Source organism: Citrobacter sp. GW821-FHT02E08, assembly GCF_059421685.1.
In genome coordinates, this window is sequence record NZ_JBWKVL010000001.1 from 244,994 (window position 1) to 268,043 (window position 23,050).

The following is a 23,050-nucleotide window of genomic DNA, read 5'->3' on the forward strand; positions in this document are numbered from 1 at the left end:
TTTTTACCATTTTTGGAAGTGTTATGAGCGCAATATCCCTGATCCAGCCAGACAGAGACCTTTTCTCCTGGCCTCAGTACTGGGCAGCCTGTTTTGGTCCCGCACCTTTTTTGCCGATGTCACGCGACGAAATGGACCAACTTGGCTGGGATAGCTGCGACATTATTTTGGTTACCGGTGATGCGTATGTCGATCATCCGAGTTTTGGTATGGCGATTTGTGGCCGTATGCTGGAATCGCAAGGATTTCGTGTCGGCATCATCGCTCAGCCGGACTGGAACAGCAAAGACGACTTTATGCGTTTGGGTAAACCGAACCTGTTTTTCGGCGTTACCGCCGGCAACATGGACTCGATGATCAACCGCTATACCGCCGATCGCCGACTGCGCCATGATGATGCCTATACCCCGGATAACGTGGCGGGCAAACGCCCGGATCGCGCCACGCTGGTCTACACCCAGCGCTGTAGAGAAGCGTGGAAAGATGTCCCCGTGATCCTCGGCGGCATCGAAGCCAGTCTGCGCCGCACCGCACACTACGATTACTGGTCGGATACCGTACGCCGCTCGGTGCTGGTGGATTCCAAAGCCGACATGCTGATGTTCGGCAACGGCGAGCGCCCGCTGGTGGAAGTTGCGCACCGTCTGGCGATGGGGGAAACCATCGACCAGATCCGCGATGTGCGTAACACCGCGATTATGGTGAAAGAAGCTCTGCCGGGCTGGAGCGGCGTGGATTCCACGCGTCTGGACACGCCGGGTAAAATCGATCCCATCCCGCATCCGTATGGCGAAGACTTGCCGTGCGCCGATAACAAACCGGTAGCGCCGAAAAAGCAGGAAGCAAAAGCGGTCACTGTTCAGCCGCCGCGTCCGAAGCCGTGGGAAAAAACCTACGTGCTGCTGCCATCCTTTGAGAAGGTGAAGGGCGACAAGGTCTTGTATGCGCATGCTTCGCGTATTTTGCACCATGAAACCAACCCTGGCTGTGCGCGTGCGCTGATGCAAAAACATGGCGATCGCTACATCTGGATCAACCCGCCGGCCATTCCGCTCTCGACTGAAGAGATGGACAGCGTTTTTGCTCTGCCGTATAAGCGCGTGCCGCACCCGGCGTATGGCGACAGCCGTATTCCGGCTTATGAGATGATCCGTTTTTCGATCAACATCATGCGCGGCTGCTTTGGCGGCTGCTCCTTCTGTTCGATCACGGAACACGAAGGGCGCATTATTCAGAGCCGCTCGGAAGATTCGATCATCAATGAGATCGAAGCGATCCGCGACACTGTTCCTGGCTTTACGGGCATTATTTCTGACCTCGGCGGCCCCACGGCGAACATGTATATGTTGCGCTGTAAGTCACCGCGCGCGGAGCAAACCTGTCGCCGCCTGTCGTGCGTTTATCCGGATATTTGCCCCCATATGGACACCAACCATGAGCCGACGATTAATCTCTATCGCCGCGCCCGCGATCTGAAGGGCATCAAGAAGATCCTGATCGCCTCCGGGGTACGTTATGACATCGCCGTTGAAGACCCGCGTTACATCAAAGAGCTGGCGACCCATCATGTCGGCGGCTACCTGAAGATTGCGCCGGAACATACCGAAGAAGGCCCATTGTCGAAGATGATGAAGCCGGGTATGGGCAGCTATGACCGTTTCAAGGAACTGTTTGATACCTATTCGAAACAGGCGGGTAAAGAGCAGTATCTGATCCCTTACTTCATCTCTGCGCACCCCGGTACGCGAGACGAGGATATGGTGAATCTGGCACTGTGGCTGAAACAGCGTCGTTTCCGTCTTGATCAGGTACAGAACTTCTATCCGTCGCCGCTGGCGAACTCGACCACCATGTATTACACCGGGAAAAACCCGCTGGGTAAAATTGGTTATAAGAGTGAAGATGTGGTGGTGCCGAAAGGGGACAAACAGCGTCGTCTGCATAAAGCGCTGCTGCGTTACCACGATCCGGCTAACTGGCCATTAATCCGTCAGGCGCTGGAAGAGATGGGTAAAAAGCATCTGATCGGCGGTCGCCGTGAGTGCCTGGTTCCGTCACCGACGCTGGAAGAGATGCGCGAAGCGCGTCGTCAGAACCGTAATACGCGTCCGGCATTGACCAAGCACACGCCAGTGGCGCATCAGCGTCAGACACCGGCGAGCGCGAAGAAAGCGCCGTCAACGCCGTCGCGCAAACCGTCTGAAGGGGCGAAAAAACGCGCTAAACCTACGGCAGGGCGCTAAACCTTATTGCCCGGCAGCGCTAACGCTGACCGGGCTTTCGTTTAACGCTACGAACAGTCGGCCGGAAAGGGGCTTGCACCACCCTCCGGCCAGCATCATAGTCTTAGTACAGACCCAGCACTTTCCACCATGCCAGACCCACGGTCAAAAAGACCGCCTGATTAAACAAGCTGATGACAAATCCCGTTCGCCACCACACACCTGTTGGAACATATCCTGCGCCAAACAGGATCGGACCGCGTGCGTGGGTGTACTGGGTGAGTGAACAATACAGGCTGCTGGTAAACGCCAGCATCAACGCCATCGGCGCTGCCGGGATATTCAGGTGCAGGCCAACCCCCAGGAATACGGCATAGAGTGCGGCGATCTGAGCGTTACCGCTGGCGAAGAAGTAATGGGTATAGAAATAGGCGGCATTCAGGATAAGCAGAACGATCACCCAACTGGTACCCTGCATCGTGCTGCCGATACTGTCGCCAATCAGATTGCCAAACCAGGTGGTGAAACCTAATTTCTTCAACTGGTTTGCCATCATTAACAATGCCGCAAACCAGATCAGCGTATCCCATGCGCCTTTCTCGCTTTTGACGTCTTCCCAACTGAGTACGCCGCTCAGTAGCAGAATAGAGAGACCGACAAACGAGGCTGTTGTCGCATCCACCCCCAGCGCATCACCAAAAATCCACAGCACCAGCAGGACGCCGACGGTTGCCAGCATCAACCATTCACCTCGCGTCATGCTTCCCATTTCCGCCAGCTCTTTGCGTGCGATATTGGGAGCATCGGGAGTATGTTTGATTTCCGGTCGGGTCAACCAGTAGACGAGGAGGGGGACGATCAGCAGCGAGACCAGGCAGGGCAGCAGCGCCGCCATAAACCAGCTTCCCCATGTTAAGGTGACGCCTGCGTTTGCCGCCAGTTTCACCGCTAACAGGTTACCGGTGTAGCCCGTCATGAAGAGCGCGGCGGTAACGTCATTCACGTTCCCGATACAGGTGATCAGAAAGGTGCCGATTTTACTGCGAGACTCATCATCGGGTCGTGAATCAAAGCTGCGCGCCAGTGAGTCGGCAATAGGGTAAATCACGCCGCCGCAGCGAGCGGTGTTACTTGGCATCGCCGGAGAGAGGATCAGATCGGCGCAGGCCAGGCCGTAGGCGAGCCCCAGCGTACGTTTGCCCAGTAGGCGGATCATCTGCAAGGCAATACGCCGACCCAGGCCGGTTTTGATAAATCCCCGGGCGATCATAAACGCCACGACAATCAGCCAGATCAGTGAACTGTTCAGTTCACTCAGTGCCGTGGTGATTGCGCCACTGGCGGTTTTATCCCCGGCAGCATAGACGAGCGCAAAAACGGTAATGCCAATGAGGCCCACTGCGCCAATGGGCAGTACTTTTGCAACAATAGAGGCGATAGTGGCTACAAAGATAATGGCCGAGTGCCATGCAGGTGCTGTTAATCCGGTGGGAGGAGGGAGTTGCCACAGTCCGACGGTGATCAACATAATGATAATGAGTGGGAGCCATTTGACGCCCTGGGTTTTGTTTTCCTTCACAATAAGCCACCTATAAAATATTGTTATCAGTTATGGGTGAATATAATTTCCATGAGTAACCAAATGGTTAACTAATATAATGCTGCACCTGAGTTGGCAGGAAATATACAGAGAATCAGGCGGATATTGTTTCGGTGTATGTCAAAATGAAAAAAGCCCGACAGGAAATCGGGCTTAAAAAAGTAACGTGAACGCGTTAACCGCCGAACTGATCCGGGTCTGGCCCCAGACGTTTTCCTTGATCGAGTTTGGCAATTTCGCTCAATTCATCTTTATCGAGACGGAAGTCCCAGACGTTGAAGTTTTCCGCAATACGTGAAGGCGTGACGGATTTCGGGATCACCACCAGACCGCTGTCCAGATGCCAGCGAATCACAATTTGCGCCGGAGATTTGCCATATTTGTCTGCCAGGTCGCGAATAATGGGGCGATCAAATACCCCCTCGCCGCCCTGCGCCAGCGGACTCCAGGATTCTGTCTGGATCTTGTGGGTGGCATTCCAGGAATGCAGTTGGCGCTGCTGCATCAAAGGGTGTAGTTCGATCTGGTTGATAACCGGCGCCAGACCCGTTTCGTCGATCAAACGCTGGAGGTGATTGACCTGAAAGTTACATACGCCAATGCTTTTCACCAACCCCTGCTTTTGCAGGTCGATCATCCCTTTCCATGCTTCAACATAATGGTTAATAGCAGGGACAGGCCAATGCATCAGGTAGAGATCCACGTAGTCGAGCTGTAGCTTGTCCAGGCTTTCCTGCAGTGCTTCATAAGGACGTTTTTGATCGTCATTCCACAATTTGGTGGTGATGAACAGCTCTTCCCGGGCAATGCCCGCATTTTTTAACGCCTTGCCGACCCCTTCTTCATTCTGATACGCGGCAGCAGTGTCAATTGAGCGGTACCCCACTTCCAGCGCTTTATGAATGGCGGAGATCACTTCCTCATTGCTCGCCTTCCAGACACCCAGGCCCAGTTGCGGCATTACATTGCCATCCTGAAGCTTGATAATGGTTGGTGTAGCCATGCGTTCCTCCTTCATATGAGCTCACCGGAGCATCGCCCCGGTGAGGTTGTGTGACTTAAGTCTGGACGAAATGCCCAAAAACGAAAGTCTGAAGCGAAAAAACCTTAGCGCGCCGCCTCATAAATACGGCGGCTGACGTCCAGCGTAATATCCTGATGTTCACCGAGATTTGTGCCACCGTGCGCTTCGAGTTTTGCCAGCAACGCCGGGATAGAGCTGCCGTCCAGACCATAATCCGAGAGACGGGTAGGCACCCCTAATTGCTCAAAGAAACTGCGGGTGGCGGCGATAGCGGCATCAATACGCTGGTCATCAGAACCTTCCGTAATGTTCCAGACGCGCTCGGCGTATTGCAGCAGTTTGGCTCGTTTGGTGTCGCGTTTTTCATTCCACAGCGCTGGCAGAACAATAGCCAGCGTTTGGGCATGATCGAGGCCGTGCATGGCGGTGAGTTCATGACCCAGCATATGGGTTGCCCAGTCCTGGGGAACACCTGCGCCAATCAGACCGTTCAACGCCTGCGTCGCCGCCCACATCACGTTGGCGCGGACATCATAGTTTTCAGGCTCCTGCAGCGCTTTCGGGCCATCTTCAACCAGCGTCAGCAGAATGCCTTCAGCGAAACGATCCTGGATTTTTCCGTCGACCGGGTAGGTAACATACTGTTCTACCGTGTGTACAAACGCATCGACGACGCCGTTGGCAACCTGACGCGGCGGCAGCGTGTAGGTGTAAACCGGATCCAGTACGGCGAAGACCGGCTGTACAAACGGTGTCATAAACGCCAGCTTATCGCCGGTGGTTTTGCGCGAGATAACCGCACCAGAGTTAGATTCAGAACCGGTCGCGGGCAGCGTCAGAACGGAACCCATCGGGACTGCGCTTTTCACGTCGTTGCCGCGGGTTTCCAGAATTTTCCACGGATCGACGCCATCGGTGTAGTGAGCGGCGGCAGCGATAAATTTGGTACCGTCCAGGACGGAGCCTCCCCCTACAGCCAGCAGGAAAGTCACCTTCTCATCACGCACCATTTTGACGGCATTCATCAGCGTTTCATAAGACGGGTTTGGCTCAATCCCGCCAAACTCCAGCACATCAAGACCGCTGAGGGCATCATGCACCTGAGCCAGAACGCCGGTCTTTTTCACGCTACCCCCACCGTAGGTGACTAACACGCGGGCGCCCTGCGGAATTTGCTGGCGCAGATCGGTGATAGCGCCTTTACCGAACAGAATACGGGTTGGGGTATGCAGATTAAAATTGTTCATTGTTCGTTCCCTTATGTGGGTAGAAAAGAGGGCAGGTGGATGGCTGCCTGATGGTGAACATTGTGGTCTTCGGCGGCGTTCCTCTCAATGCTCATTTCTGCCAATGTCTTGCCCATTTCTCCAGAAGGCTGGAGAAAACGGATAAAAGTGCGCACTATGTAGAGGTTGTAAACCAATGGCAAAGTGGCGCGCTATGAACCGAGAAGAGACCTGTCTTCTGCTGACAGATAAAATTAAGCAGCTGAAAAACAATGAGAAGAAGCTTAGTGAATTGCTTCCTGATATTCGCTTGCTGTATGGCTCTGAACCTGGCCTGCGTACGCCTGTGATGTATGAGCCTGGCATCATATTCCTCTTCTCCGGACATAAAATCGGTTATATCAATGAGCGCGTATTTCGCTACGACGCCAATGAATATCTGCTGCTAACAGTACCTTTACCCTTTGAATGTGAAACTTATGCGACGCCAGAACGCCCGCTGGCCGGTATTCGTCTGAATGTGGATATCCTGCAACTGCAGGAGTTGCTGATGGATATTGGTGAGGACGATCGCTTCCAGCCGTCGATGGCGGCGAGCGGGATTAACTCCGCCACGCTGTCAGATGAGATCCTCTGCGCCGCCGAGAGACTGTTAGATGTGATGGAACGGCCACTGGATGCGCGTATTCTGGGTAAACAGATTATCCGTGAAATGCTTTACCACGTGTTGACCGGACCGCGCGGCGGAGCGCTGCTGGCGCTGGTGAGTCGCCAGACACACTTTAGCCTGATTAGCCGTGTGCTTAAGCGCATTGAAAATAAGTACACTGAAAACCTTAACGTTGAGCAACTGGCGGCAGAGGCCAATATGAGCGTCTCCGCGTTCCATCATAATTTTAAATCGGTCACCAGCACGTCGCCGCTGCAATACCTGAAAAGCTACCGACTGCACAAGGCGCGTATGATGATCGTTCATGATGGGATGAAAGCGAGCGCTGCTGCAATGCGGGTAGGCTATGAGAGCGCGTCGCAGTTCAGTCGGGAATTTAAACGTTATTTTGGCGTTACGCCGGGTGAGGATGCGGCGCGAATTCGGACTCTCCAGGGGAGTTAACCGATTCCCGGCTGGTAAGGCCGGGAAAGAGGAGGGACTCAGGCGCTGCAGTACTTTTTCTTGATGACAACGATCACCGTGCCGAGCAGACCTGCGGTCAGCAAGGCAATCGGCAGGATCATTAAAAACGTCATCACCTGATCTTCATGGCGTTTGACGAACGGGATCATGCTGAGCGCATAGCCGAAACTGGTCACCACGCCAACCCACAGAAGACCACTCAGCCAGTTAAAAAACTGGAATCTGCGGTTAGAGAGTCCGGAAATTCCCGCCATTGTGGGCAACAGCGTGCGAACAAACGCCAGAAAACGCCCAACCAGCAGCGCCAGAAGGCCGTGTCGGTCAAACATACAGGTTGCGCGTTGATGGTATTTGGACGGTAACTGTGCCAGCCAGCCTTTCACCGTTTGGGTATTTCCCAGCCAGCGACCCTGAATATAGCTGAGCCAACAGCCCAGACTGGCCGCCGCGGTTAAAATAGCCACGGTGGGTACAAAGTCCATCACTCCTTGTGCAATCAGCGCTCCTGCCAGTATCAGCAGGCTGTCTCCGGGTAAAAAGGATGCAGGCAGCAGGCCGTTTTCTAAAAACAGCGTGGTAAACATCACAAAGTAGACAACGCTAACAACATGTGGATCCGCCAGCGCAGCAAAATCGTGTTGCCAGAGCGCAGCGATTATATCTTGAATGACAGCCATGGACTTTCCTGTGGAACCGCGTTTAAGTGCCTATTGTACTCTCGAATTGCCCGGGACGCTTTGATCCCGGACGCAACAAACACAGACTTTTCTGCTGGAAGTGTCTGCAATTATGTCCATTGGCGGCAACTTTACACGATCCGGGCAAATCCTGCGGCTAAATCCTCAATAAGATCGTCAACATTTTCTAAACCAATATGTAAGCGAATAAGTGTTCCGCTGAAATCCACCACGCCTTCCGGGCGAATAGCGGCAATGTGCTCAGGTTGATTCGCCAGAATCAAGGATTCAAAACCACCCCATGAGTAGGCCATGCTGAACAGGCTGAAGTTGTCGAGGTAGGCTGACATCTCGTCATTATTAAGCTTTTTATTCAGAACAAATGAAAACAAACCGCTGCTGCCGGTAAAATCGCGCTTCCAGAATTCATGGCCTTTACTGCCGGGGAGCGCAGGATGGTTGACGCGCGTGACTTGCGGGTGGTTTGCCAGCCATTCAGCCACTTTCAGGCTGCTTTCATGATGCTGACGCAGGCGCACGCCCAATGTACGTAAACCACGGCTGGTCATGTACGCCGTGTCGGCATCCAGCATTTGTCCCATCAGATAGGCATTCTCACGCAGTTGCTCCCAGCAGCGGGCGTTGGAAACCGCCGTGCCGACCATCGCGTCAGAGTGTCCAATCAGATATTTTGTCCCTGCCTGAATAGAGATATCGATTCCAAAATCCAGCGCTTTAAATAGCACCCCGGCGGCCCAGGTGTTATCAATCATGATAATCGCATCAGGCGCAACTCGTCTGACGGCTTCAACAATCGCTGGGATGTCATGGACTTCCATTGTGATGGAGCCCGGGGATTCCAGGAAAACGATTCGGGTGTTGGGCTGAATGTGTTTTATGATATCGGCGCCGATCATGGGGTCGAACCAGCCGGTGGTCACGCCGAGTTTGGCGAGAATTTTGGTGCAGAAATCCTGGCTTGGCTCGTAGGCTGTGTTGGTCATCAGCACGTGATCGCCCTGTTCGACGAAAGCCAAAATGGTGTTGGCGACGGCCGCCGCGCCACAGGGGAACAAGGCGCATCCGACGCCGCCCTCCAGTTCGCACATTGCTTCCTGGAGAGAGAAATGGGTCAACGTTCCGCGACGGCCATAGAAAAGCTCGCCGTTGGCGCGGTTGTGGGTGGCGTGTTTTTTCGCTTCAACGGTTTCGAACACCAGTGAAGAAGCGCGTTGAATCACGCTGTTTACCGATCCCAGGGTGTACTTTTTACTGCGCCCTGCATTCACAAATTGGGTATCAAGGTGTTTTTTTGCCATGTCGCACGACCTGTTTTTTTATACGTCTGGATGTCTAAACTAACATGAATGCTGCACCACGCATCCAGAGGAATCTCGATAAAGCAGAAAATTTTATCAAAATAACCTCTCGTGACTTTTTTACTGCGTAAGCGCAAGGAAAAGAAACCAAAGGTGCGGCAATATGTAAATAGTAATGAGAACGACTATCAATTCGACGTCGTTTTGATATTATTGCGCTCAGATTTTGTGATTTGCGTCCTGGAGATACAGAGTGGGTAATAATTTGATGCAGACGGATCTTTCCGTCTGGGGTATGTATCAGCACGCCGACATTGTGGTCAAGTGCGTGATGATTGGTCTGATTCTGGCGTCAGTGGTCACCTGGGCTATCTTCTTCAGCAAAAGCGTTGAGCATTTCACGCAGAAGCGCCGACTCAAGCGTGAGCAGGAGCAGCTGGCTGAAGCCCGTTCTTTGGATCAGGCAAGCGATATCGCTTCTGAATTTGACGAAAAAAGTTATAGCGCTATGTTGATTAACGAAGCGCAAAACGAACTGGAACTGTCAGAAGGCAGTGAAGATAACGAAGGTATTAAAGAGCGTACAGGGTTCCGTCTGGAACGCCGCGTCGCAGCCGTGGGTCGTCATATGGGACGGGGTAACGGCTATCTGGCGACTATCGGTGCGATCTCTCCTTTTGTGGGTCTGTTCGGTACGGTATGGGGCATCATGAACAGCTTCATCGGTATCGCGCAAACGCAAACCACTAACCTTGCCGTCGTGGCGCCGGGTATCGCAGAAGCGCTATTGGCGACGGCGATTGGCTTGGTTGCGGCTATTCCTGCGGTGGTTATCTACAACGTCTTTGCTCGCCAGATTGGTAGCTATAAAGCGATGCTGGGCGACGTGGCGGCACAGGTGTTGTTGCTGCAAAGCCGTGATCTGGATTTGAACGCGAGTGTCTCCGCTCAGCCGGTACGTGCCGCGCAGAAATTACGTGTAGGATAATGTTTCATGGCAATGCGTCTTAACGAAAACCTGGACGATAACGGTGAAATGCATGAAATCAACGTGACGCCGTTTATCGACGTTATGCTGGTTCTGCTGATCATCTTTATGGTGGCTGCGCCCCTGGCGACGGTGGATGTGAAGGTGAATTTGCCTGCCTCCTCCAGTGTGCCGCAACCTCGTCCGGAAAAACCGATTTACCTGTCTGTGAAGGCCGATAACTCCATGTTCATCGGCAACGATCAGGTCACGGATGAAACCATGATCAACGCGCTTAATACGTTGACCGAAGGAAAGAAAGACACCACGATCTTCTTCCGCGCGGACAAAACGGTTGATTACGAAACCATGATGAAGGTAATGGACTCGCTGCATCAGGCGGGTTACCTGAAAATTGGTTTGGTTGGCGAAGAAGTCGCAAAAGCGAAGTAATCGTTTTGCCGGACGGTGCCTGGGCCTGTCCGGCCTGCTTTCTGCGGCTCATTGGCCGGGCAGGCATAGTTGCCCGGCACACCCCTACTCACCGTTGTCCTTGAAAACCTCTTCCACACTTTCACTCTTCGCGTTTATTGTCGATTCTCATCCAGCGCTACCGTCGTGATATTGGCTGTCCGGTAATTGCCATCGGAAAGTTTACGGGTCAGACGTAATGTGGCTGTTTCCCGCGTCAGCAAGTGCTGCCAGCTGCTTTCCAGGCGAGCCATGATTTTGTCATGTAGCTCCGGGCGTTGCTGCGTGAGGGTGTTAATGATCGCGCCGTAGATCTCTTCCTTTACCTGAAGGGCATAGATTTCACGGCGGTTTTGCCATTTTAACCGCACCAGCGCGGCGGGAATTGACACCATCTCTTGCGCGACGTTTTCAAGGATGGCATTTTTATTGGCAATTAACGCGTCAAGATTTTGCTTTAAGATAAATTCATCACTTTTATCGCTATCTAAAGCTAAATAAACATTATTATCCTCAACGTCTTTCATTTTACGCATCTTCCAGAGAATAAAAGATAGGGGTGTTTTTCTCCCCGGTAATTAAATTAAGCCAAATTTTATTACCATCGTCGTTTATCCGTGCGGTTGTTTCTGCCAGTATTTTGCTGACGGTTTGCGCATCAATATCACCTTCGGCCTGCAGTGCATTTATAAGGCGGGCAAACGTTTCAATTTTGGCAACTCGATATAATCGATCTTTTAAATGGCGGTCGCGTTCTTCAAGTAGCATATTCCTGGCTTGGCCAGTTGCGGTGGTGCTAATTAAAATATCTGATTCATAATCGCTGAGTGATTTCTTTCCCTGAGCTAAATTTTCACTCTTTTCTGCGGTGCCGGGTTCAGTAGGGGAAGGTGATAAATGAAAACGAGACGGAACAAGATGCTCGGGAAGCATGCTGTAATATCCTTTCCTGTCAATAGTATAACGAGTGTGTTTATAAGGCGGGTTTCGTTGACAATAGCATGGTGTAATTTTAAAATCAAAAAAAATGGAGCCAATAAATGAACAGTGTTTTTTATTCTGTTATTACCCTGCTATTGCTTACCTTTGGTGTTCTTGTCCTGATGCGAGGACTTAATAAAAATTATTCTGAAGCGGGAGCAAACGCACCCCATCAACAGGAACCGATGACGAAAGAAGAAGGTGAAGATCATTTTTCATCGCTCATGAACACTATTACGCCGGTATGGTACTGGCGAGTTAATCATGAATATATCGATTTTCTTCACGCCACGATAAAACGGATGACGGTGGCTGAATTGAATGGAACGCCAGGTTTGTTTGACGCGCAAAGACGTTGTAGCGATCTTAATTCTGCGGTGTACAAATACTATGACAATATTAAAAAACGTTGTCTGAATGGAGAAAAGGTCTCGCATTCTGATCTTGATGTGCTCAATTTGCGACAATGTTTTCGGGAGTTCAGCCTGGAGGCTTATCCCTCCCTGGTCGCGCTGGTGTGGCCAGAATATCAGCGCCCGCCCGTAAAACCGGATGACGTTTGAGCGCTGTGAATCTGCTGCGGTAAGAATGGTCAGAAGCGGGTTTTCACTCACTGGCCGGGTAAGGCAAAAGGGCCGCCCGGCGCAATGTCTTTACTTATCTGATGATGCTTGCCACAGATTCAGTTTGCCATCCGCGACATGTTTATCAATCTGCGTGAGTTCTTCAGGGGTGAACGTCAGGTTATTCAGCGCCTGAACGTTCTCTTCCAGTTGTTCAGGGCGACTGGCCCCAATCAGTACGGATGTGACCCGGGGATCCTTCAGCAGCCAGCTTAATGCCATTTGCGCCATCGACTGTCCGCGCTGTTGCGCCATCTCGTTGAGCAAACGCAGGCTGGTAATATTCTCTTCGGTGAGCATGTTCTCCGTCAGGCCACGGGCCTTTTTCCCTTCACGCTGCATGCGGGAACCTTCCGGGATTCCGTTCAGGTATTTTCCCGTGAGCAACCCCTGGGCGAGCGGGGTAAAGGCGATACAACCTGCCCCGTTGGCTTCCAGCGTATTCAGCAGACCGCTTTTATCAACCCAACGGTTTAACAGGTTGTAGGAGGGTTGATGGATCAGCAGCGGGATCTTCCATTCGCGCAGCAGATCGGCCATCTGCTGAGTACGTTCGGGAGAGTATGAGGAGATGCCGACATAAAGCGCTTTCCCGCTTTGTACAGCCTGAGCCAGCGCAGAAGCCGTCTCTTCCATCGGCGTATTTTCATCGACCCGGTGCGAATAGAAGATATCGACGTAATCCAGCCCCATACGTTGCAGGCTCTGATCGAGGCTCGCCAGTAGGTATTTACGTGAACCGCCAGCGCCATAAGGACCCGGCCACATGTCGTATCCGGCTTTGGTGGAGATTAGCAGTTCATCGCGATGGTTCGCAAAATCTCGGCGTAACAGGCGGCCAAAATTCTCCTCTGCGCTGCCCGGAGGCGGTCCATAGTTATTGGCCAAATCAAAATGGGTGATACCTAAATCAAATGCTTTCCGCAGCAGGGCTTGCTGTGAATCCAGCGCGTGAACGTGACCGAAACTGTGCCACAAGCCCAGTGACAGCGCAGGCAAACGCAAACCACTTCTCCCGCAATAGCGATAAAGCATTTGCTCATAACGTTCAGGGTTAGCTAACCAGGTCATGCAATCTCCTTAGAGCTGTTGGATTTCAAAACAACGTTTCTATTCTAGCGACTGCGTCAGATCTGTCCCGTTCGCCAGGTCACATTGAGATGAAATATTGGGCAAAAATACGCTGCTATGCTTTGCTTAAAAAAACATCTGTGCCGGAGTGAGGGTATGCCGAGACTAACTGCCAAAGATTTTCCACAAGAACTGCTCGATTACTACGACTACTATGCGCATGGAAAGATATCCAAACGTGAGTTTCTCAACCTCGCCGCGAAGTACGCTGTGGGTGGCGTGACGGCGCTTGCGCTGTTTAACCTGCTGAAACCGAATTATGCACTGGCAATGCAGGTGGAGTTTACCGACCCGGATATTGTGCCGGAATACATTACCTATCCGTCACCGAACGGGCATGGCGACGTTCGCGGGTATCTGGTCAGGCCCGCAAAGGCTGAAGGTAAAACGCCTGCGGTGGTGGTGGTTCATGAGAATCGAGGGCTGAATCCTTATATTGAAGATGTGGCGCGGCGAGTGGCAAAGGCCGGTTACATTGCACTGGCGCCAGATGGCCTGAGTTCTGTGGGCGGTTACCCTGGTAACGATGATAAAGGCCGGGAACTGCAGCAACAGGTCGACCCCACAAAATTAATGAATGATTTTTTTGCCGCCATTGAGTTTATGCAGCACCATCCGGCGGCGACGGGTAAGGTCGGTATCACCGGCTTTTGCTATGGCGGCGGGGTATCGAATGCGGCGGCAGTAGCGTATCCAGAGTTGGCCTGCGCTGTTCCTTTTTATGGCCGCCAGGTTCCGGCGTCAGATGTCCCCAAAATCAACGCACCTTTGTTATTACACTATGCCGCTCTGGATACGCGGATTAACGAGGGTTGGCCCGCCTATGAAACAGCGCTTAAAGCAAATAATAACGTCTTTGAAGCGTATATTTACCCTGGGGTAAATCACGGTTTTCACAATGATTCGACGCCGCGCTATGACAAATCCGCCGCCGATCTTGCCTGGCAGCGTACACTGGCCTGGTTCGAAAAGTATTTACGCTGAAAGGTATGAGTCTGCTTATAAGTATTAAGACCGGACATTGAATAATAATAGTTTCCCATTCCGTTAGCATTTATTCAATATTGTGATTGAGGGAGGTCTTATCGCATAAAAAATGAAAAGTAAGTATATCTTCTTCACATTTTGCCGATAACGAAGATAAGTCACGCCTAATGGCGAATCCTCATTTACGGCAAGGGAATACTTATGTACTTACTGCGAAATCTCTCTATTCGTGTTGTCATGCTGACAATATTGGGCCTTTTTTGTCTGCTCTGGTCGGGCGTCGGTGTATTTAGTATCCATGCCTTATCTAACGTCACGCAAGGGAACGAAGTTGACCGACATCTGGTGCGCCAGATGACGGTTCTTAGCCAGGGCAACGATCAGTATTTCCGCTTTGTTACCCGTCTGAGTCGCGCAATGGACGTGAAAATCGGCGGCGGCATCCCGGACTTCGCGCCTGCACAGCAATCGCTTGATAATATGCGTAAAAAGCTTCAGGAAATGAAAACGCTGTCGCCGGGGCCAATGGAACCGGAGGTGGCTGCTGCGGTGCTGGCGAGTTGGCAGGCCTTGCTGGACAAGGGGATTATGCCGCAAATGCAACTGGCAACGCAGGGTTCTCAGGCGGCATGGCGCGAACAGGCTACGACCGTGACGCCCGCCTTAAGTCGTGCGTTTGGTGCCAGTGTAGAGCGTTTTAACCACGAAGCCGGGACCCAACTGGATCACACCCGTGTCATGGTGGATGGTCAAACATCGGTTATCCGCACGATGATCATCACCGCCGCGATTCTGGGTATCGCAATCCTCCTCTTTACTGACCGTTATCTTGTGGTGCTGCTGATGAAGCCGCTGGCGCGTATCCGTCAGCAGTTTCGCCAGATTGCGCAGGGCGATCTCAGCCAGCCGATTGAAGATCTGGGGCGTAACTGTGTGGGGCAACTGATGCCTTTGCTCCGTGCAATGCAGGACAGTCTGCGTGAAGCGGTGAGCACCATTCGCTCAGGCAGTGATAATATCTGGCGCGGCGCGACGGAGATCTCAAGCGGAAATAACGATCTCTCTTCCCGCACAGAGGAACAGGCTGCAGCACTGGAAGAGACGGCTGCCAGCATGGAACAACTTACCGCAACGGTAAAACTGAATGCAGATAACGCGCGCCAGGCCAGCCAACTTGCAGATATTGCATCGGCCACCGCCGAAAAAGGCGGCGCGCTGGTGTCGGAAGTGGTTGATACCATGGACGGTATTTCTGCAAGTTCAAAGCAGATTGCCGAAATCACTACCGTTATCAACAGCATCGCCTTCCAGACCAATATCCTGGCGCTGAATGCCGCCGTAGAAGCCGCCAGAGCGGGCGAACAAGGTCGCGGATTTGCGGTTGTCGCAGGCGAAGTGCGCAATCTGGCCAGCCGCAGTGCGGGCGCCGCGAAAGAGATCGAAACGTTGATTGCTGAATCAGCGCATCGTGTCGGGCAGGGAGCGCAGCTGGTGAAAGATACCGGCTCGACCATGGAGGCCATTCTGCGGGGCGTCACGGAAGTTACTACCATCATGAAGCAGATTGCATCGGCCTCCGAGGAGCAGAGCAAAGGCATCTCTCAGGTGGGGGTGGCGATCACCCAGATGGACAGCGTGACCCAACAAAACGCCGCGCTCGTGGAGCAGATCTCAGCGGCCGCGTCAGCGCTGGAACGTCAAACCGAGGAGTTGCAGCACTCAGTACAACGGTTCCGCCTCTCTCATAGCGAACCGCAGACTCAGCCGGGAAAAAACACCTCCGGCCCAGCCCAAACCGGGGCTTCTGCTTCTGGTTTAACCGATGAGTGGGTTGCCTTTTAATCAGGGTAAAAATTACGTAATACCGCTGGCCTTTGTTTAAAAAATCGCTATATAATTTATTATATAGCGATTGGAGGCGGTATGAAAAATCATTTTGGCAAAGGTTTGATGGCTGGGTTAAACGCATCACACGCTGACAGCGCATGTAATGTGGCGAATTTTTGTGCCGATTATAAACGTGGTTTCGTATTAGGTTTTTCGCATCGAATGTTTGAAAAAACAGGCGATCGCCAACTTAGCGCCTGGGAGGCGGGAATTCTTACTCGCCGTTATGGACTGGATAAAGAGATGGTGATGGACTTCTTTAGAGAGAATCAGTCGAATACTACAATTCGATTTTTCATGGCCGGTTATCGACTCGAAGCTTGATCCAAAAGGGGTATTCTCTTGGTTTAATTAATTACACTATTGTCTTACACCTTCGTTTTATTGTCCCGTCGCAGTATCATAATATACATAACCATAAAGAAAGTGTGGTAAATGGCGCACCGATCGCAGTATGGTTTTTGCGATGGGTGCAAAATAGAGCCAGGTCTTTGCAACGGAATAACAATATAATGACTGGAGATAATACTCTCACCAATTCTCACGGCGTTAACCGTCGTGATTTCATGAAGCTTTGTGCAGCACTAGCCGCTACGATGGGGCTCAGTAGCAAAGCCGCCGCAGAAATGGCCGAGTCGGTTACCCGTCCTCAGCGTCCACCGGTTATCTGGATTGGCGCTCAGGAATGTACGGGTTGTACTGAATCCCTGCTGCGAGCAACTCACCCAACGGTAGAAAACCTTGTTCTGGAGACCATCTCTCTTGAATATCATGAGGTTCTTTCCGCCGCCTTCGGCCATCAGGTCGAGGAGAACAAACACAATGCTCTGGAGAAATACAAAGGGCAGTATGTGTTGGTTGTCGATGGTTCTATCCCATTAAAAGATAACGGTATTTACTGCATGGTTGCCGGTGAGCCTATTGTGGATCATATCCGCAGAGCGGCTGAAGGCGCGGCGGCGATTATCGCTATCGGCTCCTGTGCTGCATGGGGCGGCGTGGCTGCTGCGGGCGTGAACCCAACGGGTGCCGTCGGTTTGCAGGAAGTACTGCCAGGCAAAACCATCATCAATATCCCAGGCTGTCCGCCTAACCCGCACAACTTCCTTGCGACAGTTGCGCACATCATTACGTATGGCAAGCCACCGAAACTGGATGCGAAAAATCGTCCTACCTTTGCCTATGGTCGCTTGATTCACGAACATTGCGAACGCCGTCCGCACTTTGATGCCGGTCGTTTTGCGAAAGAGTTTGGTGATGAAGGCCACCGTGAAGGCTGGTGCCTCTACCATCTGGGCTGTAAAGGGCCAGAAACCTATGGTAACTGCTCCACACTGCAGTTCTGTGATGTCGGCGGTGTGTGGCCGGTCGCGATTGGACACCCTTGCTACGGCTGTAACGAAGAAGGCATTGGTTTCAACAAAGGCATCCACCAGCTCGCTCATGTGGAAAATCAAACTCCGCGCTCAGAAAAACCTGACGTGAACATGAAAGAGGGCGGCAACGTTTCTGCTGGCGCTATCGGGTTGCTTGGCGGTGTTGCTGGGCTGGTTGCCGGTGTCAGCGTGATGGCGGTACGTGAACTGGGGCGTCAGCAAAAGAAAGATGACGCTGACTCACGGGGAGAATAACCGTGAACAGACGTAACTTTATTAAAGCAGCCTCCAGCGGGGCATTGCTGTTAGGCGCCGCGCCGTCTGTCAGCTATGCAGCTGCCGAAAATCGCCCGCCGATCCCAGGATCGCTGGGGATGTTGTATGACTCGACGCTGTGCGTAGGCTGTCAGGCTTGCGTAACCAAGTGTCAGGATATCAACTTCCCGGCGCGTAACCCGGAAGGGGAACAGACCTGGTCCAATAACGACAAACTGTCGCCATACACCAATAACGTTATTCAGGTGTGGCGTAGTGGTGATGGCGTCAACAAGGACCAGGAAGAGAACGGCTACGCGTACATTAAAAAACAATGTATGCACTGCGTCGATCCCAACTGCGTCTCTGTTTGTCCGGTATCTGCACTCAAAAAAGATCCTAAAACCGGCATCGTCCATTACGACAAAGATGTGTGTACCGGTTGTCGTTACTGCATGGTTGCCTGTCCTTACAACGTGCCGAAATACGACTACAACAACCCGTTTGGTGCACTGCATAAATGTGAACTGTGTAACCAGAAAGGTGTTGAGCGTCTTGATAAAGGCGGTTTGCCAGGCTGCGTCGAAGTTTGTCCGGCAGGGGCGGTCATTTTTGGTACGCGTGAAGAGCTGATGGCGGAAGCGAAAAAACGTCTGGCACTGAAACCAGGCAGCGACTACCACTATCCGCGCCAAACGTTGAAATCGGACGATACCTATCTGCAGACGGTACCGAAGTACCACCCGCATCTGTACGGTGAAAAAGAGGGCGGTGGTACACAGGTGCTGGTGTTGACGGGGGTTCCTTATGAGAATCTGGACCTTCCGCAACTGGCCGATCTTTCAACAGGTGCACGTTCCGAACATGTTCAACACACCCTGTATAAAGGCATGATGCTACCACTGGCCGTGCTGGCGGGCTTAACCGTGCTGGTTCGTCGTAACACCAAAAACGACCATCACGACGGAGGAGACGATCATGAGTCATGATCCTAAACCGCTGGGCGGAAAAATAGTCAGTAAACCGGTCATTATTTTTGGGCCGCTTATCATCCTCTGCATGATCCTCATCGTGAAACGTCTGGTATTCGGATTGGGGTCTGTCTCCGATCTGAACGGCGGTTTCCCGTGGGGCGTGTGGATCGCGTTTGACCTGTTGATCGGCACCGGTTTCGCCTGTGGCGGCTGGGCGCTGGCGTGGGCGGTGTATGTCTTTAATAAAGGGGAATATCACCCGCTGGTACGTCCTGCATTGCTGGCGAGCCTGTTCGGTTATTCCCTCGGTGGTCTGTCGATCACTATCGACGTAGGCCGATACTGGAACCTGCCGTATTTCTACATTCCGGGCCACTTTAATGTGAACTCGGTACTGTTCGAAACGGCGGTCTGTATGACCATCTATATCGGCATCATGGCGCTGGAATTTGCCCCAGCCTTGTTTGAACGTCTGGGGTGGAAAGTGTCCCTCAAGCGTCTGAACAAAGTGATGTTCTTTATCATTGCCCTCGGCGCGCTGCTGCCGACCATGCACCAGTCTTCAATGGGTTCATTGATGATTTCTGCGGGTAATAAGGTCCATCCGCTATGGCAAGCCTATGAAATGTTGCCGCTGTTCTCGGTATTGACCGCCTTTATCATGGGCTTCTCGATCGTGATTTTTGAAGGTTCGCTGGTACAAAGCGGTCTGAAAGGGAACGGTCCGGACGAGAAAAGTTTGTTCATTAAGCTAACGAACACGATCAGCGTCCTGCTGGCGATCTTCGTGGTTCTGCGCTTTGGTGAACTTATCTATCGGGACAAACTGTCGTATGCGTTTGCAGGCGACTTCTACTCAGCCATGTTCTGGCTTGAGGTTGTTCTGATGGTCTTCCCGCTGGTGGTACTGCGCATCGCGAAACTGCGTAACGACTCACGTATGTTGTACCTGTCCGCGCTGAGCGCGTTGTTAGGTTGTGCAACATGGCGTCTGTCCTACTCGCTGGTGGCATTCAATCCAGGCGGCGGCTACCACTACTTCCCGACCTGGGAAGAACTGTTGATTTCTATTGGTTTTGTGGCTATTGAGATTTGCGCATATATCGTACTCATTCGTCTACTGCCGATACTTCCTCCTTTAAAGCAAAACGATCAAAATCGTCATGAGGCGAGCAAAGCATGAGCCAGAGAATTACTATTGATCCGGTAACCCGTATTGAGGGGCATTTACGCATCGACTGCGAAATCGAAAATGGCGTGGTATCAAAAGCATGGGCATCCGGCACCATGTGGCGCGGCATGGAAGAGATCGTGAAAAACCGCGATCCGCGCGATGCGTGGATGATTGTGCAGCGTATTTGTGGTGTTTGTACCACGACTCACGCTATCTCTTCCGTGCGTGCAGCAGAAAGCGCGTTGAATATTGATGTTCCCGTGAACGCACAGTACATCCGTAACATCATTCTGGCAGCGCACACCACGCATGACCATATCGTGCACTTCTATCAGCTGTCTGCGCTGGACTGGGTGGACATCACCTCCGCACTGAAAGCCGATCCGGCGAAAGCCTCGGCGATGCTGAACGGCGTGTCGACCTGGCACCTGAACAGCACGGAAGAGTTCACCAAGGTTCAGAACAAGATTAAAGATCTGGTTGCCAGCGGTCAGTTAGGCATTTTCGCTAACGGTTGCTGGGGTCACCCGGCGATGCAACTGCCGCCGGAAGTGAACCTGATTGCGGTGGCGCACTACCTGCAGGCGCTGGAATGCCAGCGTGATGCAAACCGCGTCGTGGCACTGCTGGGCGGTAAAACACCACACATTCAGAACCTGGCGGTCGGTGGGGTAGCGAACCCTATCAATCTGGACGGTCTGGGCGTGCTGAACCTTGAACGCCTGATGTACATTAAGTCCTTCATCGATAAACTGAGCGACTTTGTTGAGCAGGTTTACAAGGTGGATACCGCGGTTATTGCGGCGTTCTATCCTGAGTGGCTGGAACGCGGTCAGGGTGCGGTGAACTACCTGAGCGCGCCGGAATTCCCGACTGACGGCAAAAACGGAAGCTTCCTGTTCCCGGGTGGTTACATCACGGATGCGAACCTGTCTACCTATCGTCCGATCACCTCTCACTCCGACGAATACCTGATCAAAGGGATTCAGGAAAGTGCGAAGCACGCGTGGTACAAAGACGAATCGCCGCAGGCACCGTGGGAAGGCACAACGGTTCCGGATTACACCGGTTGGTCAGATGACGGCAAATACTCCTGGGTTAAAGCGCCAACCTTCTACGGTAAAACTGTCGAAGTGGGCCCGCTGGCCAACATGCTGTGTAAACTGGCGGCGAAACGTGAGTCTACTCATGCCAAGCTGAATGAAATCATTGCGATTTACACCAAGCTGACCGGTAAAACGATCGAAGTGGCGCAGCTGCATTCGACGCTGGGCCGCATTATTGGTCGTACTGTTCACTGCTGTGAACTGCAGCATGTCCTGCAGGATCAGTATAACGCGCTGATCGTGAACATCGGCAAAGGCGACCACACGACCTTCGTGAAACCGAATATTCCGGCAACTGGCGAATTCAAAGGTGTCGGCTTCCTGGAAGCGCCACGCGGTATGCTTTCTCACTGGATGGTGATTAAAGACGGCATTATCAGCAACTACCAGGCGGTTGTACCGTCAACCTGGAACTCTGGCCCACGTAACTTTAATGACGAAGTGGGACCGTATGAGCGCTCTCTGGTAGGGACGCCGATCGCCGATCCGAACAAACCGCTGGAAGTGGTGCGTACCATTCACTCCTTCGACCCTTGTATGTCATGTGCTGTGCATGTGGTGGACGTTGACGGGAACGAAGTCGTCTCAGTTAAGGTTCTGTAATGCGGATATTAGTCTTAGGGGTCGGCAATATTTTGCTGACCGATGAAGCCATCGGAGTACGTATCGTTGAAGCGTTAGAACAGCGATATGTGCTGCCGGATTTCGTTGAGATCCTCGATGGCGGCACGGCGGGAATGGAGCTTCTCGGCGATATGGCGAACAGAGATCACCTGATCATTGCTGACGCCATTGTGTCGAGAAAAAACACACCGGGAACCATGATGATCCTGCGGGATGAAGAGATTCCGGCACTGTTTACCAACAAGATCTCCCCGCATCAGCTTGGGCTGGCCGACGTTTTGTCGGCCCTTCGCTTCACCGACGAATTTCCGAAGAAACTGACCCTGGTGGGGGTTATCCCGGAATCGCTGGAACCGCATATTGGCTTAACGCCGACAGTGGAAGCGATGATTGAACCTGCTTTAGAGCAGGTTCTTGCCGCGCTGCGCGAATCAGGTGTTGAAGCTATCCCACGGGAGGCGGCGCATGTCTGAGGAGTTTTTAGGGTTCCAGACTCCCCCGAAGGCGCAGATTCAGACCGCGTTTGAAGAGATTGCGCAGCGTTCGATGCACGATCTCGCTTTTCTGCATCCGAATATGCCGGTGTACGTCTCTGATTTTACGCTATTTGAAGGTCAATGGACGGGGTGTGTTATCACCCCGTGGATGTTGAGTGCGCTGATTTTCCCTGGGCCGGAACAACTCTGGCCGCAGCGTAAAGTCAGTGAAAAACTGGGGCTTCGTCTGCCCTACGGCACAATGACCTTTACCGTTGGCGAACTGGATGGCGTTTCACAGTATCTCTCCTGTTCGCTGATGTCGCCGCTTAATCACAGCATGTCGGCTGAAGAAGGGGTCCGCCTGGCGGATGACTGTGCGCGGATGCTGCTGTCGCTGCCGGTTAGCAATCCTGACGCGCCACAGCTAAATCGTCGTGCGCTGCTGCTGGGCCGTAGGAACTGCGAAAATGCATGAGTTGTCTCTGTGCCAGAGCGCCGTTGAGATCATCGTGCAGCAGGCAGAACAACATGATGTAAAGCGGGTCACCGGCGTGTGGCTGGAGATCGGGGCGCTCTCTTGCGTTGAAGAGAGCGCTGTGCGTTTCAGTTTCGATATCGTTTGCCAGGGTACGGTTGCGCAGGGATGTGAGCTTCACATCGACTACAAACCGGCTCAGGCCTGGTGTTGGGATTGTAGCCAGGCGGTTGAAATCTCACAGCATGATGCTCAGTGTCCGCTTTGTCATGGCGATCGTCTGCGTGTTGAAACTGGCGATACGTTGAAAGTAAAAAGTATTGAAGTTGAATAACCC

General features: G+C 52.5%; 23 protein-coding genes. 15 read left to right on the forward strand and 8 right to left on the reverse strand.

What is annotated here, in order from left to right:
- Nucleotides 1-23 precede the first annotated feature (23 nt).
- Entirely contained in the window at nucleotides 24-2,243 is a 2,220-nt protein-coding gene (locus tag AC07UY_RS01195; RefSeq protein WP_494700606.1) for a YgiQ family radical SAM protein, read from the forward strand.
- Nucleotides 2,244-2,346: 103 nt separating this feature from the next.
- Here AC07UY_RS01195 and AC07UY_RS01200 read toward each other — a convergent pair whose 3' ends face one another.
- The 3 genes from AC07UY_RS01200 to yqhD form a co-directional block, all read right to left on the reverse strand.
- Complete coding sequence (locus AC07UY_RS01200) at nucleotides 2,347-3,801, reverse strand: DASS family sodium-coupled anion symporter (RefSeq protein ID WP_203359975.1); 1,455 nt, start codon at nucleotides 3,799-3,801, stop codon at nucleotides 2,347-2,349.
- 196 nt (nucleotides 3,802-3,997) lie between these two features.
- Entirely contained in the window at nucleotides 3,998-4,825 is an 828-nt protein-coding gene (dkgA, locus tag AC07UY_RS01205) for a 2,5-didehydrogluconate reductase DkgA (protein ID WP_203359976.1), read from the reverse strand.
- 104 nt (nucleotides 4,826-4,929) lie between these two features.
- Entirely contained in the window at nucleotides 4,930-6,093 is a 1,164-nt protein-coding gene (gene yqhD, locus AC07UY_RS01210; protein WP_494661433.1) for an alcohol dehydrogenase, read from the reverse strand.
- A 193-nt stretch (nucleotides 6,094-6,286) separates the two neighbouring features.
- Between yqhD and AC07UY_RS01215 the strand changes: the two genes are divergently transcribed.
- Nucleotides 6,287-7,186 carry an AraC family transcriptional regulator gene (locus AC07UY_RS01215; RefSeq protein WP_494661450.1) on the forward strand — a complete coding sequence of 300 codons (900 nt, stop codon included), beginning with the start codon at nucleotides 6,287-6,289 and terminating at the stop codon, nucleotides 7,184-7,186.
- 38 nt (nucleotides 7,187-7,224) lie between these two features.
- Here the strand turns inward: AC07UY_RS01215 and yghB are convergent, their stop codons facing one another.
- Nucleotides 7,225-7,884: a DedA family general envelope maintenance protein YghB gene (gene yghB / locus AC07UY_RS01220; protein ID WP_203359978.1), complete on the reverse strand. Its 660-nt coding sequence runs from the start codon at nucleotides 7,882-7,884 to the stop codon at nucleotides 7,225-7,227.
- 131 nt (nucleotides 7,885-8,015) lie between these two features.
- The gene (metC, locus tag AC07UY_RS01225; protein ID WP_494661434.1) at nucleotides 8,016-9,203 is read right to left on the reverse strand and encodes a cystathionine beta-lyase; all 1,188 of its coding nucleotides are present in this window, start codon (nucleotides 9,201-9,203) and stop codon (nucleotides 8,016-8,018) included.
- Nucleotides 9,204-9,456: 253 nt separating this feature from the next.
- Here metC and exbB point away from each other — a divergent pair, with 253 nt between their 5' ends.
- A complete protein-coding gene (gene exbB / locus AC07UY_RS01230; protein WP_494661435.1) occupies nucleotides 9,457-10,191 on the forward strand; it encodes a tol-pal system-associated acyl-CoA thioesterase in 735 nt (244 codons plus the stop codon).
- Nucleotides 10,192-10,197: 6 nt separating this feature from the next.
- Nucleotides 10,198-10,623: a TonB system transport protein ExbD gene (gene exbD, locus AC07UY_RS01235; protein ID WP_162379505.1), complete on the forward strand. Its 426-nt coding sequence runs from the start codon at nucleotides 10,198-10,200 to the stop codon at nucleotides 10,621-10,623.
- Nucleotides 10,624-10,757: 134 nt separating this feature from the next.
- On the opposite strand, the gene AC07UY_RS01240 is transcribed toward exbD, so the two are convergent.
- Both AC07UY_RS01240 and AC07UY_RS01245 read right to left on the reverse strand, forming a co-directional pair.
- Complete coding sequence (locus AC07UY_RS01240) at nucleotides 10,758-11,168, reverse strand: cytoplasmic protein (RefSeq protein WP_203359981.1); 411 nt, start codon at nucleotides 11,166-11,168, stop codon at nucleotides 10,758-10,760.
- Nucleotide 11,169: 1 nt separating this feature from the next.
- On the reverse strand, nucleotides 11,170-11,574 hold the full coding sequence (locus tag AC07UY_RS01245) for a hypothetical protein (protein ID WP_494700607.1): 405 nt from the start codon (nucleotides 11,572-11,574) through the stop codon (nucleotides 11,170-11,172).
- Nucleotides 11,575-11,681: 107 nt separating this feature from the next.
- On the opposite strand from AC07UY_RS01245, the gene AC07UY_RS01250 reads away from it, so the two are divergent.
- Nucleotides 11,682-12,185, forward strand: a complete 504-nt coding sequence (locus AC07UY_RS01250; protein WP_494700608.1) for an ESA_00282 family adhesion-associated protein — start codon at nucleotides 11,682-11,684, stop codon at nucleotides 12,183-12,185.
- 90 nt (nucleotides 12,186-12,275) lie between these two features.
- Here the strand turns inward: AC07UY_RS01250 and AC07UY_RS01255 are convergent, their stop codons facing one another.
- The gene (locus AC07UY_RS01255) at nucleotides 12,276-13,316 is read right to left on the reverse strand and encodes an aldo/keto reductase (RefSeq protein WP_494700609.1); all 1,041 of its coding nucleotides are present in this window, start codon (nucleotides 13,314-13,316) and stop codon (nucleotides 12,276-12,278) included.
- A 156-nt stretch (nucleotides 13,317-13,472) separates the two neighbouring features.
- Here AC07UY_RS01255 and yghX point away from each other — a divergent pair, with 156 nt between their 5' ends.
- From yghX to hypA, 10 genes are all read left to right on the forward strand, one after another.
- Nucleotides 13,473-14,360, forward strand: coding sequence for a YghX family hydrolase (gene yghX / locus AC07UY_RS01260; protein ID WP_494700610.1), 888 nt, complete (start codon nucleotides 13,473-13,475; stop codon nucleotides 14,358-14,360).
- Between the two features lie 204 nt (nucleotides 14,361-14,564).
- Complete coding sequence (locus AC07UY_RS01265) at nucleotides 14,565-16,205, forward strand: methyl-accepting chemotaxis protein (RefSeq protein WP_494700611.1); 1,641 nt, start codon at nucleotides 14,565-14,567, stop codon at nucleotides 16,203-16,205.
- Between the two features lie 81 nt (nucleotides 16,206-16,286).
- Nucleotides 16,287-16,574, forward strand: coding sequence for a DUF2623 family protein (locus tag AC07UY_RS01270; RefSeq protein WP_203359987.1), 288 nt, complete (start codon nucleotides 16,287-16,289; stop codon nucleotides 16,572-16,574).
- Nucleotides 16,575-16,762: 188 nt separating this feature from the next.
- Entirely contained in the window at nucleotides 16,763-17,881 is a 1,119-nt protein-coding gene (gene hybO, locus AC07UY_RS01275; RefSeq protein WP_203359988.1) for a hydrogenase 2 small subunit, read from the forward strand.
- Between the two features lie 2 nt (nucleotides 17,882-17,883).
- Nucleotides 17,884-18,870: a hydrogenase 2 operon protein HybA gene (gene hybA, locus AC07UY_RS01280; protein WP_203359989.1), complete on the forward strand. Its 987-nt coding sequence runs from the start codon at nucleotides 17,884-17,886 to the stop codon at nucleotides 18,868-18,870.
- Complete coding sequence (gene hybB / locus AC07UY_RS01285; protein WP_203359990.1) at nucleotides 18,860-20,038, forward strand: Ni/Fe-hydrogenase cytochrome b subunit; 1,179 nt, start codon at nucleotides 18,860-18,862, stop codon at nucleotides 20,036-20,038. Before hybA ends, hybB begins: the two co-directional genes overlap by 11 nt.
- Nucleotides 20,035-21,738 (forward strand): hydrogenase 2 large subunit, encoded by a 1,704-nt coding sequence (gene hybC, locus AC07UY_RS01290; protein WP_494700612.1) that lies wholly within the window; start codon nucleotides 20,035-20,037, stop codon nucleotides 21,736-21,738. The genes hybB and hybC overlap by 4 nt, the downstream gene beginning before the upstream one ends.
- Complete coding sequence (locus AC07UY_RS01295) at nucleotides 21,738-22,232, forward strand: HyaD/HybD family hydrogenase maturation endopeptidase (protein ID WP_203359992.1); 495 nt, start codon at nucleotides 21,738-21,740, stop codon at nucleotides 22,230-22,232. The genes hybC and AC07UY_RS01295 overlap by 1 nt, the downstream gene beginning before the upstream one ends.
- Nucleotides 22,225-22,713, forward strand: a complete 489-nt coding sequence (gene hybE / locus AC07UY_RS01300; protein ID WP_494661442.1) for a hydrogenase-2 assembly chaperone — start codon at nucleotides 22,225-22,227, stop codon at nucleotides 22,711-22,713. Before AC07UY_RS01295 ends, hybE begins: the two co-directional genes overlap by 8 nt.
- Nucleotides 22,706-23,047, forward strand: coding sequence for a hydrogenase maturation nickel metallochaperone HypA (gene hypA, locus AC07UY_RS01305; protein ID WP_192613474.1), 342 nt, complete (start codon nucleotides 22,706-22,708; stop codon nucleotides 23,045-23,047). The genes hybE and hypA overlap by 8 nt, the downstream gene beginning before the upstream one ends.
- Nucleotides 23,048-23,050: the final 3 nt, after the last annotated feature.